Source organism: Pseudomonas sp. CFBP 5748 (assembly GCF_053850495.1).
In genome coordinates this window covers 118,284-133,457 of sequence record NZ_JBSPTN010000008.1, presented here as the reverse complement: position 1 = coordinate 133,457, position 15,174 = coordinate 118,284, and the positions used below count along the sequence as shown (strand labels likewise).

The window sequence follows — 15,174 nt, the reverse complement described above, 5'->3', positions numbered from 1 at the left end:
GTGGCACTTCAGTAGCATTCATCCACTTTCTATCCCTCAAGGATGACCCATGCTCACCCTGCCCCGCCGCCCTTCCCCGTTGTTGGCACTGTCCGCGTTGTTTGTATTGCTCGGCGGATGCAGCGTCAACGGCAGTTACCCCGACGCCACCGAACCGGATGCCGCCAAGTTGCGGTTCGTCGCCAATACCAGCAACGCCACGCTGGATTATTTCGATGCAGCCCATTGCGACGGGCAGACCACGGGTATTCTCAACAACCTGCTGTTGAGCGATACCGCGCGGCGGGTGGGAATGAGCGTTCCCGCGCCCAAGGACGCCAAGGGCTACCTGGAGGTCAAGCTCAAGCCCGGCGAGCAGATTTACCTGCGCACCAACATGAACACCGGTTATGCCGTGTGCGGCAAGGGCTTCAACTTTACGCCCGAGGCCAATACCGAATATGAAGTGACGTTCAAATCCGAGAGAAATTTTTGCCAGACGCAGTTGCAGCGCCTGCAACGGGTCGACGGCAAGGATGTGCGCACACCGATTCCAGTCTTGAAAAACGACTTCCCCGCCTGCGCTGGTCGCAGTCCGCTGTTTCCCAAGATCTACGCAGATACCCCACATCGCCTGGAGCTGATGAACCGGGTTATCGATAAAAGCCTGGTCGTCACCGTAAAGACTGATCCTGCCAAGGAAAAAATCGAGAGTTATTCGCCAGAGAAACTCGACACTTTGATCAGCGAACGCAAGGCCAAGCTCGGCTTCGAGCTGCCGGCTGACTACTGGACGCTGTACCGGGCAAACCTGAAGACCTTTGGCGATGACATGGCGCAGAGCAAAGCGCGCTCAATGGAACGTTTCAAGGAGCAATACCAGACGCGCCTGCGGCAGTTGAAGGACGAGCAGCTGGAACAGTGGGCGTTGCCAAAAGCGGCCAATGCCAAGCCGGAGAAGGCTGAAACCGATCTGAACGTGGCGATGATGGTGGAGTACTTCCGGATCGGGAACGGCGTTACGCTCGAAGCCGTGGATCATCACCTGGAGCGGATGGCGCAGATGGATGAGCGTTATGGGGTGTGCGCGCGGTTTGCGGAGTGCTGGAAGCGCAAATAACAAACAGCCACCACGCACGGTGGCGCGGGTCGCCAGTTCCAGACAACACCGGCTACCGACGCCACTGTTTGACTTCGCCAGCATGCAGCCATCAATTTTTCTCCTAGACTTGCAGTTGTCCGCTGTACACCGGGTTTTGAATGAGCCCGCACGATAAATACAAAAACAAGAGGAATCCCCGCAATGTTCAAACCTATTTTGAAAGCGCTCGCCTGTACCCTGGCCCTCAGTGCATTGGGTACGGCCATGGCTGCGGACCCGGTGGTCATCAAGTTCTCCCATGTGGTCGCCGAACAAACGCCCAAAGGCCAAGGCGCACTGCTGTTCAAGAAACTGGTGGAAGAACGGCTGCCAGGCAAGGTGAGAGTCGAGGTCTACCCTAACTCCTCGCTGTTCGGCGATGGCAAGGAGATGGAAGCCCTGCTGTTGGGTGACGTGCAGATGATTGCGCCGTCGCTGGCCAAGTTCGAGCAGTACACCAAGACCGTGCAGTTGTTCGACCTGCCGTTTTTGTTCGATGACATTTCCGCGGTGGACCGTTTCCAGTTGAGCCCTGAAGGCCAGAAACTGCTCAAGTCCATGGAAAGCAAGAACATCACCGGCCTGGCTTATTGGCACAACGGCATGAAGCAGTTGTCAGCCAACAAACCACTGCGTGAACCCAAGGACGCCCGTGGCTTGAAGTTCCGGGTGCAGGCATCGGCAGTGTTGGAAGAACAATTCAAAGCGGTGAACGCCAACCCACGCAAGATGAGTTTCGCCGAGGTGTATCAAGGCTTGCAGACTGGCGTGGTCAACGGTGCGGAAAACCCGTACTCGAACATCTACAGCCAGAAAATGCATGAAGTGCAGAAGTACATCACCGAATCCAATCACGGTGTGCTCGACTACATGCTGATCACCAATACCAAGTTCTGGAATGGTCTGTCTCCAGACATCCGCACCGAGCTGGACAAGATCCTGGTTGAAGTGACCGCGCATGTGAACAAGGAAGCGGCGCAGCTGAACCAGCACGACAAGCAACGCATCCTCGATGCCAAGACCACCGAAATCATTACCCTCACGCCTGAAGAACGCAGTGAATGGCGCGACAAGATGAAACCGGTGTGGAAGAAGTTCGAAGGTGACATCGGCGCCGACCTGATCAAAGCCGCCGAAGCCTCCAACAAGGCTCAGTAATGGGTTGGCCGGTGCCGCCATGACGGCGCCGGCCTGTCGTCCCTCCAGCAGGAGATGTCATCCATGAACGCCCTTCGGCGCATTTGGGAACACTTCGAGGAAGGTTTCATTGCCTTTCTCCTGGCCGCCATGACGCTGGTTACATTCGTCTATGTCGTGCTCAACAACCTCTATACCGTTTTCTACAGCCTCGGTGACAGCTGGCCGGCCGCCAGCGAGCCAATGTTTGCCATTGGCGACAGCGTCATGGGCATGGCCCAGGCCATGACCTGGAGCACGTCACTGACCAAAGCCTTGTTTGGCTGGTTGATCTTTTTCGGACTGGCGTATGGCGTGCGCACGGCCGGGCATATCGGTGTCGATGCGCTGGTGAAACTGGCAAGCAAACCGGTGCAACGCTTCATCGGCGTGATCGCCTGCCTGTGTTGCCTGGCGTACGCCGGGCTGCTGGCGGTGGCGAGTTTCGAGTGGATCAATACCTTGATGATCGCCGAGATCGGCGCCGAAGACCTTGGCCATTTCGGCATCATGCAATGGCACATCGGGTTGATCGTGCCGGTGGGTTTTACCTTGGTGTTTATCCGCTTCGCGGAAATTCTCGTACGCATCCTGATGAATCGTCAGACCGGCCTGGGCCTGGCTGATGAAGCGGCGGAAGCCATCAAGCTGACCGAACATGAGGAAGACAAGCCATGACCATTGCCTTCCTGTTCGTGGCGCTGTTCGCGCTGATGTTTATCGGCGTGCCCATTGCTATTTCGTTGGGGCTGGCCGGTTCGCTGACCATTATTTTCTTCAGCCCGGACTCGGTGCGTTCGCTGGCGATCAAGCTGTTCGAAACTTCCGAGCACTACACGTTACTGGCGATTCCGTTCTTCCTGCTGGCCGGTGCGTTCATGACCACCGGCGGCGTGGCACGACGGCTGATCGACTTTGCCAACGCCTGTGTCGGGCATATCCGTGGCGGCCTGGCGATTGCGGCGGTGCTGGCCTGCATGTTGTTTGCGGCGCTGTCCGGCTCCAGCCCGGCGACCGTGGCGGCAGTGGGTTCCATTGCCATTGCCGGGATGGTGCGCTCGGGTTATCCACAGGCGTTTGGCGCGGGCATCGTGTGCAATGCCGGCACCTTGGGGATCCTGATTCCGCCCTCGATCGTAATGGTGGTGTACGCCGCGGCGACAGAAACGTCGGTGGGCAAGTTATTCATGGCCGGGGTTATCCCGGGCCTGCTGCTGGGGTTTGCCTTGATGGTGGCGATCTACATCGTAGCCGTGAAGAAGAACCTGCCAGCCCTGCCCCGGGCGACGTTCCGCGAATGGCTGTCCACGGCGCGCCAGGCCCTCTGGGGTCTGCTGCTGATGGTCATCATCCTCGGCGGGATTTACTCCGGGATGTTTACCCCGACCGAAGCCGCAGCGGTGGCCGCTGTGTATTCGGCTTTCATCGCGCTGTTCGTCTACAAGGACCTCACGTTTCGCGAGACGCCGAAGGTGCTGCTGGAGTCGGCGAAGCTGAGCATCATGCTGATGTTCATCATCGCCAACGCCATGCTTTTCGCTCACGTGCTGACCACCGAGCAACTGCCGCAGCAAATCACCGCATGGGTGATCGATGCCGGACTGACGCCAGTGACGTTCCTGCTGGTGGTGAACATCGTGCTGCTGATTGCCGGCGCGTTCATGGAACCCTCGGCGATCATCCTGATCCTGGCGCCGATCCTGTTCCCTATCGCCATGAAACTGGGCATCGACCCAATCCACCTGGGCATCATCATGGTGGTGAACCTGGAGATCGGTTTGATTACGCCACCGGTGGGCCTGAACCTGTTCGTCACCTCGGCGGTGACCGGCATGTCCCTGCCCGCCACCATCCGCGCGGCCATGCCGTGGTTGATGATTTTGCTGGCGTTCCTGGTGCTGATTACCTATGTACCGTGGATTTCACTGGCGCTACCGAATTGGCTGGGAATGAGTTGAGTACCGTGGCCACAGCGGTGTCTTCTGGAGTAGCAGTTGCCCGCTGTGCGCCGGGTTTTGAATGAGGTCGCAGGATAAAGACAAATAAAGGGAAACTCGCAATGCTCAAACCTATATGGAAAGCGCTCGCCTGCACCCTGGTTTTCGGTGCGTTGGGCACGGCCATGGCGGCCGAACCGATCGTGATCAAGTTCTCCCACGTGGTAGGCGAGCAAACGCCCAAGGGCCAGGGCGCATTGATGTTCAAGCAACTGGCAGAGGAACGACTGCCGGGCAAGGTGAAGGTCGAGGTGTATCCCAACTCCACACTGTATGGCGATGACAAGGAGATGGAGGCGCTGCTGCTGGGGGACGTGCAAATCATTGCGCGGTCGCTGGCCAAGTTCGACCAGTACACCAAGTCGGTGCAGCTATTCGACTTGCCGTTTTTGTTTGACGACATCGCCGCCGTGGATCGCTTCCAGCAGAGCCCCGCCGGCCAGAAACTGCTCAAGTCCATGGAGAGCAAGAACGTTACAGGTTTGGCCTATTGGCACAACGGCATGAAGCAGTTGTCGGCCGACAAGCCACTGCGCAAGCCTGAAGATGCCCTCGACCTGGCGTTCCGGATACAGACCTCCACGGTGCTGGAAGAACAGTTCAAGGCGGTGGGCGCCAAGCCGAAACCGATGATTTTCTCGGTGGTGTACCAAGGTTTACGCACCGGTTTGGTCAATGGCACAGAAAACACCTACTCCAACTTCTACAACCAGAAACTGCATGAAGTGCAGAAGTACGTCACCGAGACCAACCACGGCATCCTCGACTACATGCTGATCACCACCTCGGACTTCTGGAACGGCCTGCCGCCGGATATCCGCACTGAACTGGACAAGATCGTGGTCGAGTCCACGGCCCATGCCAACAAAGAAGCGGAGCGGTTTAACCAGCAGGACAAGCAACATGTGCTCGATGCCAAGACCACCGAAATCATTGCCCTCACACCCGAGGAACGCAGCGCATGGCGAGACAAGATGAAGCCGGTGTGGGCGAAGTTTGAAAAGGAGATTGGGCCGGATTTGATCCAGGCGGCGCAGGCGGCCAACCAGGTCCAGTGAGGGAATACCCAGTGGAGAGGGGGCTTGCTCCCTCGCCATAAAAACGAGTTCGCCGCGGCGCCTTCCCAAGCCCAGTTGCAAAGCACATTGCGCTATGATCCCCGCCTCTCCCTGAACAGAGCTTTATCCGCTGATGCTGTCGTCCACCCCTGACATCACCCATACCCTGCCCCCTGTCCTGGTCGGTCCGCTGTTGCGGCGGCTGGAGCCCACGCGGTTGGTGATGTGGCTGGTGGGCACGCGACCGTTGGGATTGACGCTGCGGGTGGACGGCATGGGCGATCTGACGCTGGATGCCACGCAATGCACCGTGGTGCCGGTGGGGCAGCAGGCTTTCGTACACCTGATCGATGTAAAGCTGGACACTCCCCTGCCCCAGGACGTTGTGATTGACTACGACCTGCTGGTGGACGGCGTCCCGATCGCTGAATGGGCGCCGCATCTGTTGTACGGCCAAGCGCGGTGTCCGAACTTCGTGCTGCACTCGCGCATCGAGCAGTTGGTCCACGGCTCCTGCCGCAAACCCCATTACCCGGCCAACGACGGCCTACTCTGCGTCGACCGGCTGCTGGCAGGAAACCCGGAACAACGACCCGCGCTCTTGATGATGAGCGGCGATCAGGTCTACGCCGATGACGTCGCCGGGCCGATGTTGCGGGCGATTCACGGGTTGATCGAGCGCCTGGGGTTGTACGAGGAATGCCTGGACGGCGCCGTAGTGGAGGACAGCGCCAAGCTCTATCAGCATCCGGCCAGCTATTACCATCGCGCCGATTTGTTACCAGCGCTTGAGAGCAACGAAACCCTGCGCGAGCGATTTTTCGGCGGGGCGCGTAAGCCGATTTTCACCAGCAGCAGCGCTGACAATCACCTGGTGACGTTCGCCGAGGTCATGGCGATGTACCTGCTGGTATGGTCGCCGGTCCCGTGGACGCTGATCGCCCCGCAACCACCCGAGCTGACCGCCGAGCGACGTCAACGTTATGACCTGGAACTGCAACGTATCGAGGCTTTCAAGGCAGGGCTTGGCGGTGTGGCGCGGGTGTTTGCGCACTTGTCGTGCCTGATGATTTTCGACGATCACGATATTACCGATGACTGGAATTTATCCGCGCAGTGGGAGGAAACGGCCTACAGCCATCCGTTTTCCAAACGCATCATCGGCAACGCGTTGATCGCCTACATGCTCTGCCAGGGCTGGGGTAACAACCCGGACGCGTTCGATGACGTGCTCCGGCAAACCGTGGCCCTGAGCGACACCGCCCGGAACCGCTACCTCGACAGCGCTCCCCAGGACAAGTTGATCGACACGCTGTTGAGCTTCCAGCAATGGCATTACGTGCTGCCCAGCTCTCCAGCCCTGGTGGTGCTCGATACACGTACCCGCCGTTGGCGCGGCGAAAACAACCTCAAGCAACCTTCCGGCCTGCTGGATTGGGAAGCCTTGAGCGAACTGCAACAGGAACTGCTGGATCATCCTTCGGCCATCATCGTCTCGCCGGCGCCGATCTTCGGCGTGAAGCTGATCGAGACGGTGCAGCGGGTGTTCAGTTGGTGCGGTTATCCGCTGCTGGTGGACGCGGAAAACTGGATGGCCCATCGCGGCTCGGCCCAGGTGATCCTGAACATTTTCCGACACTCGCGTACACCGGGTAATTACGTGGTGCTGTCAGGCGATGTGCATTATTCCTTCGTCTACGAGGTATTGATCCCACACCGCAAGGGCGGTCCGCGCATCTGGCAGATCACCAGCAGTGGCATCAAGAATGAATTCCCACCGGCGCTGCTGGAATGGTTCGACCGCCTGAACCGCTGGCTCTACTCGCCGCGCTCGCCCCTGAACTGGTTCACCAAGCGCCGGAGCATGCGCATCGTCCCCCACACCCCGGAACACGCCGAGGCCGGGGAGCGCCTGTGGAACTCAGCAGGGATTGGCCAAGTGTTCTTCAATGAGCAGGGGCAGCCCGCGAAGATCTACCAGCACAACGCCGACGGCAAACCACCGACCCGCATGCTGCCACCGAAATCGCCCCCGGCCTGAGACCGCTATCGCGAGCAAGCCCGCTCCCACACTGTTGGTTGTGACTGGAACTGGCAGCCACAAAAAAACGGGGGCCCTGTTTCCAGGACCCCCGTTTCATTTGCCGCCCAGCCGTTATGGGTATTGCTGGTAAGTCTGGCCCTGCTGCTGTGGGGCCTGGTATTGCTGGCCGGGGATGGCCTTGAGGTTGACCTCGACGCGACGGTTTTGCGCACGGCCATTGACGTCGGCGTTGCTGGCCACCGGATTGTCCGGGCCGGCGCCGCGGGCCGACAGGTTCGCGCCGCTCACGCCTTGGGATGTCAGGTAGGTCGCCACGCTCTGGGCACGACGCTGGGACAGGTCCATGTTGTGCTGGCGGCTGCCGGTGCTGTCGGTGTAGCCGACGATTTCGATCTGGTTCTGGTTGAACTCCTTGAGGGAGTTGGCCAGGTTATTCAGCGGCTGGTAGAAGCTGGACGCGATGTTCGCCGAATCGGTGGCAAAGGTGATGTTGCCCGGCATGATCAGCTTGATCTGGTCGCCCTGGCGCTGCACTTCAACGCCGGTATTGGCCATGCTCGCCCGCAGTTTCTTTTCCTGTTGGTCAGCGTAATAGCCATAACCGGCTGCGGAAGCCCCCACTACGGCGGCGCCGATCAACGCGCCTTTGCCGCGATTATCATGACCGATGGCCGCACCGGCCAATGCACCAGCCAGGGCACCGAGGCCGCCGTACTTGGCGGTCTTGCTCATGCCTGAAGACTCCGTGGAAGCCTGGCCCTGGTTGTCATAAGGGTTAGGCGACGCACAGCCGGACAACAGGGCTACTGCAGTAGCAACAACGATCAAGCGACGCGAGGTGAACATGGAATGCTCCTGGTTTTTCAATTCTGGGTGCAAGGCCTTCTGACAATGGACCCTGGCAGGCGTTGGAACGCGGCCAGGGGCAAAAATTCCGTACCGCTGCGCTGCGTTTACCCAACCTTTACAAAGCAAAAACCCGCAGCGTTCAGGGTTTGAACACTGTACGACGATGGCAGTCCCCCGGCTCCAGTTTTTTCCCCGTTACCGAACGAACCTCAAGCATCGCCACCGGCTCATCACGCTCATTGTCCAGCAGTACCGAGTGAGCTTCGCCCGCGCTGAACAGGTGTCGCTCGCCCCACTGACGCAGGGAAACCACGATCGGGAATACCTCGCGCCCCTTCTGCGTCAAGGCGTATTCCTTGTAGGCGCTGCCATCGGAGGCAGGTCTTGTCTCAAGCACACCGACCTCCACCAGGGCCTTGAGGCGCGAAGCCAGGATGTTCTTCGCCAACCCGAGGTTCTTCTGGAATTCGCTGAACCGCCGCACATCGTCGAACGCGTCTCGAATGATCAACAGCGACCAGCGATCGCCGATCACCTCAACGGCCCGGGCCACGGGGCACTCGTGACTGACCGGGGATGCTTTTTCAGTCATGTGTCACCCTCTTTGCGATGAAAAACAGGTTGCATATTAAAACCAGAGTGGCTAAAAAACAATTTACTGGTTTCAAATCAAAACCTGATTTAACAAGGGAAATACCCTATGACCTGCGAAGCGCAAGCGATTGCGACGCCATCCGACAAAGCTGTCCGGCAAGCGTCAGCCGCCCACCCACCCAGGCTGTCTCGGCCGCTGACGTTGTTGTTCTCCCTGACCTGCGCATTGGCGGTGGCGAATGTCTACTTCGTCCAGCCACTGCTCGATTCGATTGCCCACAGCCTGCACGTTGCGCCGCGGCTCATCGGCATCGCAGTGACGGCGACCCAGATCGGTTATGCCCTGGGCCTGGTGTTCATCGTTCCCCTGGGGGACTTGATCAATCGCAAGGGCCTGATGATCACCCAGACGCTACTGTCGGCCCTGGCGCTCACCGCCGTGGGGTTTGCCACACACTGGTCGATGTTGCTGGGAGCAATGGTCATGGTGGGTTTGATGGCCGTGCTGGTCCAGGTCATTGTGGCCTACGCCGCCGCCCTTGCCTCGCCGCAGCAGCGCGGGCAAGCGGTCGGCACGGTGACCAGCGGCGTGGTGCTGGGCATCCTGCTGGCCCGGTTCACATCGGGGCTCATTGCAGATCTGGCCGGGTGGAGGGCGGTGTACTTTGTATCAGCGGGGCTGATGCTGGCGTTGGCTATGGTGCTGGCCCGGACAGTCCCTTCGACCCGTCAACCCCGGTTCAACCATTCATACCCTGCGCTGCTATGGTCCATGCTCACATTGTTCGCCACGGAGCGTACCTTGAGGATCAGGGGTGTCCTGGCCTTGCTGATCTTCGCCGCGTTTAGCGTGTTATGGACCGCCATGGTGCTGCCTCTGAGCGCACCGCCCCTCTCGCTGTCCCATACCCAGATCGGCCTGTTTGGCCTGGCGGGCCTAGCCGGCGCCCTGGCCGCCTCGAAGGCTGGGCGCTGGGCCGACCGAGGCCTGGGCCGACGCACCACGGGCGTGGCCCTGACGTTGTTGACACTGTCATGGCTGCCCACGGCGTTCACCCAAACCTCGTTAGTGGCGCTGGTGGTCGGCGTCATTGTCCTGGATTTCGCGGTACAGGCCATCCATGTCACCAGCCAGAGCCTGATTTTCGCCGCTCGCCCCGATGCCCAAAGCCGTCTAGTGGGCGCCTATATGTGCTTTTATTCCATCGGCAGCGCCTTGGGAGCCGCCGCCGCGACCCAGGTTTATGCACAGTGGGGTTGGGGCGCGGTGTGCCTGCTGGGTGCGTTGATCAGTGCGAGCGCCTTGGCGTATTGGGCCTGGACCGATTTCATCCCTGCGCCAGACTCCGGCTCACGCCCCTGACGATCATCTCCACTTCCCGCCCATCAATCGTCAGTGGCGGCAGCAGGCGGATGGTATTGCCCCGGGTGACGTTGATCAGCAAGGCGTGGTCCCGGGCGGCGCAAAGGGTCAGGTCGCGGACCGGTTGTTTGAGCTCGATGCCGATCATCAACCCCTGGCCGCGAATCGCCAGCACGTTCGGGTTGTCCGCCAGTTCGGCCCGCAACCGCCTGAGCAACTGTTCGCCCTGCTGCCTGGCGTTGTCCACCAGGCCTTGCTCCTGGATGATCTCCAGCACCGTGCAACCGACGCGACAGGCCAGCGGATTACCGCCGAAGGTGCTGCCATGACTGCCGGGCGTAAACAGCTCGGCGGCCTTGCCCCGGGCCAGGCAGGCACCGATGGGCACACCGTTGCCCAGGCCTTTGGCGAGGGTCATGACGTCCGGCACGATGCCTTCGTGCTGGAACGCAAACCATTGGCCGGTGCGGCCGATACCGGTCTGGATCTCGTCGAGCATCAGCAGCCAGGCGCGCCGGCTGCACAGTTCACGCAAGGCCTTGAGATAGCCCGGTGGTGCGAGTTGCACACCGCTTTCGCCCTGGATCGGTTCCACCAGCACTGCGACGATGCGTTCACCATGGGCCTGCTGGATATCTTCCAATGCCGCGAGATTACCGAACGGCACCTTGATGAAATCCCCCGGCAACCGATTGAAACCCAAGCGTACCGCCGGACCGTCACTGGCAGACAACGTGCCCAAGGTGCGCCCATGAAACGCATTCTCCATGACCACCACCAAAGGCTGTTCGATACCCTTGTGCCAGCCATAAAGACGCGCCAGTTTCAGCGCGGTTTCGTTGGCTTCGGCACCAGAGTTGTTGAAAAACACTCGCTCCAGTCCTGAGAGCTGTGTGAGTTTCTGCGCCAGCCGTTGCTGCCAGTCGATGCTGTACAGGTTGGAGGTGTGCAGCAACAAGCCAGCCTGTTCACTGATCGCTGCCACCAGCTTGGGGTGGGAGTGGCCGACATTGGTCACCGCCACGCCCGCCACCGCATCGAGGTATTCGCGGCCGTCCTGGTCCCACAGGCGCGTCCCCAAGCCATGGGTGAAATTCAGCGCCAGGGGTTGGTAAGTGGACATCAGGCAGGCAGCAGTCATGGCATCAAGCTCCATCGGGTGGTTTTTTCCAGTATGGTTAGCCACCCTTGCTGGATAAACGCCGCTTTACTTCAATCATTTAAAAGCTGAGCTTGATAATGGACCTGTTCCAGGCAATGACCGTTTACGTGAAGGTGGTGGAAACCGGCAGCCTGACGGCGGCCGCCCAGGCGTGCGAAATGTCCACGACCATGGTGGGCAATCATCTTCGCGCCCTGGAGCAACGCCTCGGCGTGCGCCTGATCAACCGTACGACCCGGCGCCAGCGCCTGACGGAGTTCGGCTCGGCCTACTACCAGCGCTGCCTGGAAGTCCTGGGGTTGGTGGCCGACTCCGAACGCCTGGCCGAACAGACCCAGGGCGAGCCCACCGGCACCTTGCGCATCACCGCACCGCTGACCTTCGGCACCGAACGCCTGGCGCCGGCCCTGGCCGAGTTCAGCCAGCGCCACCCTCAGGTCAAGCTCGACGTGGTGCTGACCAACCAACGCCTGGACCTGCTCGACCACGGCTTCGATGTCGCCATCCGTCTCGGTCATCCCGACCCGAAAATGATCGCCCGTCCGTTGATGGACTACACCCTGACCATTTGCGCCTCCCCCGCTTACCTGGCCCGGCGCGGCGCACCGGAAAAACCCGCCGACCTGCAGCAACATGATTGCCTGTCGTTCGCCTATTCCGCAGGCGACGAGTGGCGCTTCGCCCAGGACCATTGGCCGATCAATGGCCCGGACGGCGAAATCAAGATCCCGGTGAACGGACCGATGTTGATCAACAGTTCCTCGGGCCTGCACCGCGCCGCCCTGGCCGGCATGGGCGTGGTGATGCTGCCCGATGCACTGGTGGAACAGGACCTAAAGGACGGCCAACTGGTAGCACTGCTGCAGGACTATCAATTGCCTCATCGTCCGATGAGCCTGATGTACGCCCAGGATCGCTACCGTTTGCCGAAGTTGCGCAGTTTCGTCGAGTTTGCACTGCAGAGATGGGGCAAACCCCAAACCCAAGCCCAATGATGATGTAGGACGCCCGCCCGCTAGTGACCCCGCGCGCCATCGGCTACTCTTGAGCCTTGGACGAGCATTTTGATATCAAGGTTGATTGGGGAAACGAAGATGGGCGACGCCTCAAACATCGATATGCTGCGGTTCGACCTGTCCGATCTGGACGAAGACGTACTACACACCATTCTGGAACTGGTCAGCGACGGCATCTGGGACTGGAATGCCAACACCGGGTTCGTCTACCGCAACCCCGGCTGGTACACGATGCTTGGCTACTTGCCCCATTCATTGAGCAACACCGTGCTGACTTGGGAAAGCGTGATCCACCCCGATGATTACCCACGGGTCATGGCCTTGTTCGATGACTACCTGGAACACCGATCCCCCGCCTACCAGGCCGAATACCGCTGCCGCACGCGCGACGGTTCCTATGTCTGGATCGAAGATCGCGGTTACGTGATCGCCCGCAATCCTGACGGCACGGTGGCCCGCATGATCGGGGCCCATCGCAGCATTGATGACAAGAAGCGCCTGTTCGAACAACTGGAACAGCGCAACAAGTCCCTGGAAGCCATCATCGAAGAACGCACCCGTGAACTGTCCCGGGTCAACCGACAACTCCAGATCCAGCTTGACGAAAACCGTCGGCTCGCCGAAACCGATGCGCTGACGCTGGTCGCCAATCGCTATCGACTGGAACAGGCCCTGCCACTGGCCTGCGAACGCTCCCAGCGCTTTCGCGAGCCGTTGTCGTTGATCGCCATGGACGTCGACGACTTCAAGGACATCAACGATCGTTACGGCCATGCTTTCGGCGACGCGGCGCTGGTGCAAGTGGTGCAGTCGGTCAAATGCTGTGAACGCGACGGCGATTTACTGGTGCGCTGGGGCGGCGATGAATTCATCATGGTCTTGCCCAACACCGACCTGGCCGACGCCTGCCTGATGGCCGAAACCATTCGCCGTGGATTGTCTGACTTGCTGCCGGTGGGCGACTTTCAGATCACCATGAGTTTTGGCGTGGTGCAACGCTTCGACGATGAACAGCAGGCGGCGCTGTTGGACCGTGCCGACCAGGCGCTGTATCGCTCCAAGACAGCAGGCAAGAATGTGATCTGCCAATGAGCCCGACGCGGCTCACCGCAGATCGACTATTGCCCCTGCGAAGACGCCTGGCTTGAGTCCGACCGTGACAACACCGCCCGCGTCCAATAGATTAGGCGACCGGAAAAAAGCTCAATGCCTTTCTCGCCTCATCCCGCTAACAGAAGTAGTGAAATTTCAATGTCCGATTCCAACACCGCTGAATCCGTAGTCACCCTGTCGTCCAAAGCGGAATACGAAAACTCCATCAATCTTTCACAGCATCTGCCCCAGGCCAAAACCATCAGCGAGATGGTTCTTGATGCGTTCCAGTCGAACCGCGAAAGCGACCAGATCCGCGAACTGCGCAACGCCATCCGCCAGGCTCACGATGCCTTCGACGATGACAAGGCCTACGAACTGATGGGCCAGCTCAAGCAGCTCAAGGACGCCGAAGCCGCCGATTTCGCCGCGCTGGAAGACCTGAGCAGCCGCTTCTCCATCAACCGCATCCTCTCCAGCTATAAGGACGACCCGGCCTTCCAGGAGCTGGTGTATGGCCTGGCCCTGAAAGTGCTGAACCAGACCCACCAGGCCATCAGCAACCCAAGCGGCAGCAAGGGCAAGGCGTCGCGGGCCAAGAAGGAAGCCGAAGTGTTTGTCATCAGCAAGGACGGCATCAGCGTCACGCTGCCATTGCGCACGCCACGCTCCAAGCCGAACGTCGACCGCGAGGCCTTCGAGTTCCTCGGTTTCAATTTTGTCGGCGAAGGCGAAGAGGCCGAGCTGGAAAACGAAACCTTCCTGGACAACGACGGCACCGAACAACAGGTCACCCGCAAAAGCATCGTCACCGCCCTGCAACAGCAAAAAGCTTTCGACGGCTACAGCATCGCCCAGCAATAAGCCTTCTTTTCAGGAGGTTGAGCCCACAGAAATCCAACATCTTCGGATGCCCATGAAAAAGCCCCGCGCTTCTCTCGAAGGCGGGGCTTTTTCATGGGTGTCAGCTGTTCAAACAGCACCAAGCCGTTCAACCATGTCTGGAAACTTCTCGACCAGTTTGATCAACAAAGCCGCCTGGGCGTTAGGCTTGGATTTTTCCTGTTCCCAATTTCTCAGGGTACCTGGACTGGTCCTGATGCTCTTGGCGAAAACGGCTTGAGACATGTGGAGCTTGTCGCGCAAAGCCACGATTTCCTGGGCCGATACCTCGGGAGCCGGTTTGTCTTCGATCGATGTCTGGCGAAGGGTAATCTTGCCCTCGCGGTGAGCGGCCATCTCCTCGACGCCTTGCATCATCTCGGCAAACAGATCGCGCTTTTTCATAAGGTACCTCGTACTTTCAACTCAGCTTCTATGGCGCGCTTGAGCGTCTTCTCTTGCTCGGAGGTCAGGTTTTCCAACTCGTCCTTGTCATAAATCGCGAACATCCAAAACTGACGATCGTTCATGAGCCAATAGTAAATGACTCGCAACCCACCGCGCTTCCCTTTACCACGACGTTCATCGAACCAGCGCAGCTTACGAAAGCCGCCAGTACGTGGCATGACGTCACCGACCTCTGGATGCTGCAGCATATAGGACTGAAGCAGGCGATATTCATCGTCAGTCAGGTAATGGCCAACCGTGGCGGTGAACGTAGTCGTTTCAAAAAACAGGGTACGCATGGCAGAAACTATAGGCAAATTGCGCATAGTTCAACAAACCATAATCTATTGCGACGAATGACCGTCCATCCATGC

General features: G+C 59.4%; 15 protein-coding genes. 10 read left to right on the top strand and 5 right to left on the bottom strand.

What is annotated here, in order from left to right; translation table 11 throughout:
* Positions 1-49 precede the first annotated feature (49 nt).
* The 6 genes from ACWNZ1_RS19460 (at position 50) to ACWNZ1_RS19435 (ending at position 7,392) form a co-directional block, all read left to right on the top strand.
* Entirely contained in the window at positions 50-1,099 is a 1,050-nt protein-coding gene (locus ACWNZ1_RS19460) for a hypothetical protein (protein WP_135843789.1), read from the top strand.
* Positions 1,100-1,282: 183 nt separating this feature from the next.
* Positions 1,283-2,278: a C4-dicarboxylate TRAP substrate-binding protein DctP gene (dctP, locus tag ACWNZ1_RS19455; RefSeq protein ID WP_406550156.1), complete on the top strand. Its 996-nt coding sequence runs from the start codon at positions 1,283-1,285 to the stop codon at positions 2,276-2,278.
* 63 nt (positions 2,279-2,341) lie between these two features.
* A complete protein-coding gene (locus tag ACWNZ1_RS19450) occupies positions 2,342-2,974 on the top strand; it encodes a TRAP transporter small permease (protein WP_256454293.1) in 633 nt (210 codons plus the stop codon).
* On the top strand, positions 2,971-4,254 hold the full coding sequence (gene dctM / locus ACWNZ1_RS19445; protein ID WP_256454292.1) for a C4-dicarboxylate TRAP transporter large permease protein DctM: 1,284 nt from the start codon (positions 2,971-2,973) through the stop codon (positions 4,252-4,254). The genes ACWNZ1_RS19450 and dctM overlap by 4 nt, the downstream gene beginning before the upstream one ends.
* Before the next feature lie 101 nt (positions 4,255-4,355).
* Positions 4,356-5,351: a TRAP transporter substrate-binding protein gene (locus ACWNZ1_RS19440; protein ID WP_256454291.1), complete on the top strand. Its 996-nt coding sequence runs from the start codon at positions 4,356-4,358 to the stop codon at positions 5,349-5,351.
* Between the two features lie 133 nt (positions 5,352-5,484).
* Positions 5,485-7,392 (top strand): alkaline phosphatase D family protein, encoded by a 1,908-nt coding sequence (locus ACWNZ1_RS19435; RefSeq protein WP_265072720.1) that lies wholly within the window; start codon positions 5,485-5,487, stop codon positions 7,390-7,392.
* A gap of 114 nt (positions 7,393-7,506) precedes the next feature.
* Here the strand turns inward: ACWNZ1_RS19435 and ACWNZ1_RS19430 are convergent, their stop codons facing one another.
* On the bottom strand, positions 7,507-8,241 hold the full coding sequence (locus tag ACWNZ1_RS19430; protein WP_018604257.1) for an OmpA family lipoprotein: 735 nt from the start codon (positions 8,239-8,241) through the stop codon (positions 7,507-7,509).
* A gap of 142 nt (positions 8,242-8,383) precedes the next feature.
* Entirely contained in the window at positions 8,384-8,836 is a 453-nt protein-coding gene (locus tag ACWNZ1_RS19425) for a winged helix-turn-helix transcriptional regulator (protein ID WP_135843783.1), read from the bottom strand.
* A gap of 108 nt (positions 8,837-8,944) precedes the next feature.
* On the opposite strand from ACWNZ1_RS19425, the gene ACWNZ1_RS19420 reads away from it, so the two are divergent.
* Positions 8,945-10,201 carry an MFS transporter gene (locus ACWNZ1_RS19420; RefSeq protein WP_135843782.1) on the top strand — a complete coding sequence of 419 codons (1,257 nt, stop codon included), beginning with the start codon at positions 8,945-8,947 and terminating at the stop codon, positions 10,199-10,201.
* Here the strand turns inward: ACWNZ1_RS19420 and ACWNZ1_RS19415 are convergent.
* Positions 10,167-11,342, bottom strand: coding sequence for an aspartate aminotransferase family protein (locus ACWNZ1_RS19415; protein ID WP_265072718.1), 1,176 nt, complete (start codon positions 11,340-11,342; stop codon positions 10,167-10,169). The two genes, ACWNZ1_RS19420 and ACWNZ1_RS19415, sit on opposite strands and share 35 nt — an antisense overlap.
* Positions 11,343-11,440: 98 nt before the next feature.
* Between ACWNZ1_RS19415 and ACWNZ1_RS19410 the strand changes: the two genes are divergently transcribed.
* The 3 genes from ACWNZ1_RS19410 to ACWNZ1_RS19400 all read left to right on the top strand — a co-directional run bounded on the left by ACWNZ1_RS19410 (position 11,441) and on the right by ACWNZ1_RS19400 (position 14,335).
* A complete protein-coding gene (locus ACWNZ1_RS19410) occupies positions 11,441-12,358 on the top strand; it encodes a LysR family transcriptional regulator (protein WP_256454289.1) in 918 nt (305 codons plus the stop codon).
* A 99-nt stretch (positions 12,359-12,457) separates the two neighbouring features.
* Positions 12,458-13,471: a sensor domain-containing diguanylate cyclase gene (locus tag ACWNZ1_RS19405; RefSeq protein ID WP_135843779.1), complete on the top strand. Its 1,014-nt coding sequence runs from the start codon at positions 12,458-12,460 to the stop codon at positions 13,469-13,471.
* A 159-nt stretch (positions 13,472-13,630) separates the two neighbouring features.
* A complete protein-coding gene (locus tag ACWNZ1_RS19400) occupies positions 13,631-14,335 on the top strand; it encodes a hypothetical protein (protein WP_135843778.1) in 705 nt (234 codons plus the stop codon).
* Positions 14,336-14,443: 108 nt separating this feature from the next.
* Here the strand turns inward: ACWNZ1_RS19400 and ACWNZ1_RS19395 are convergent, their stop codons facing one another.
* On the bottom strand, positions 14,444-14,758 hold the full coding sequence (locus ACWNZ1_RS19395) for a helix-turn-helix domain-containing protein (RefSeq protein ID WP_135843777.1): 315 nt from the start codon (positions 14,756-14,758) through the stop codon (positions 14,444-14,446).
* Complete coding sequence (locus ACWNZ1_RS19390) at positions 14,755-15,099, bottom strand: toxin (protein WP_092223719.1); 345 nt, start codon at positions 15,097-15,099, stop codon at positions 14,755-14,757. Before ACWNZ1_RS19390 ends, ACWNZ1_RS19395 begins: the two co-directional genes overlap by 4 nt.
* Positions 15,100-15,174 lie beyond the last annotated feature (75 nt).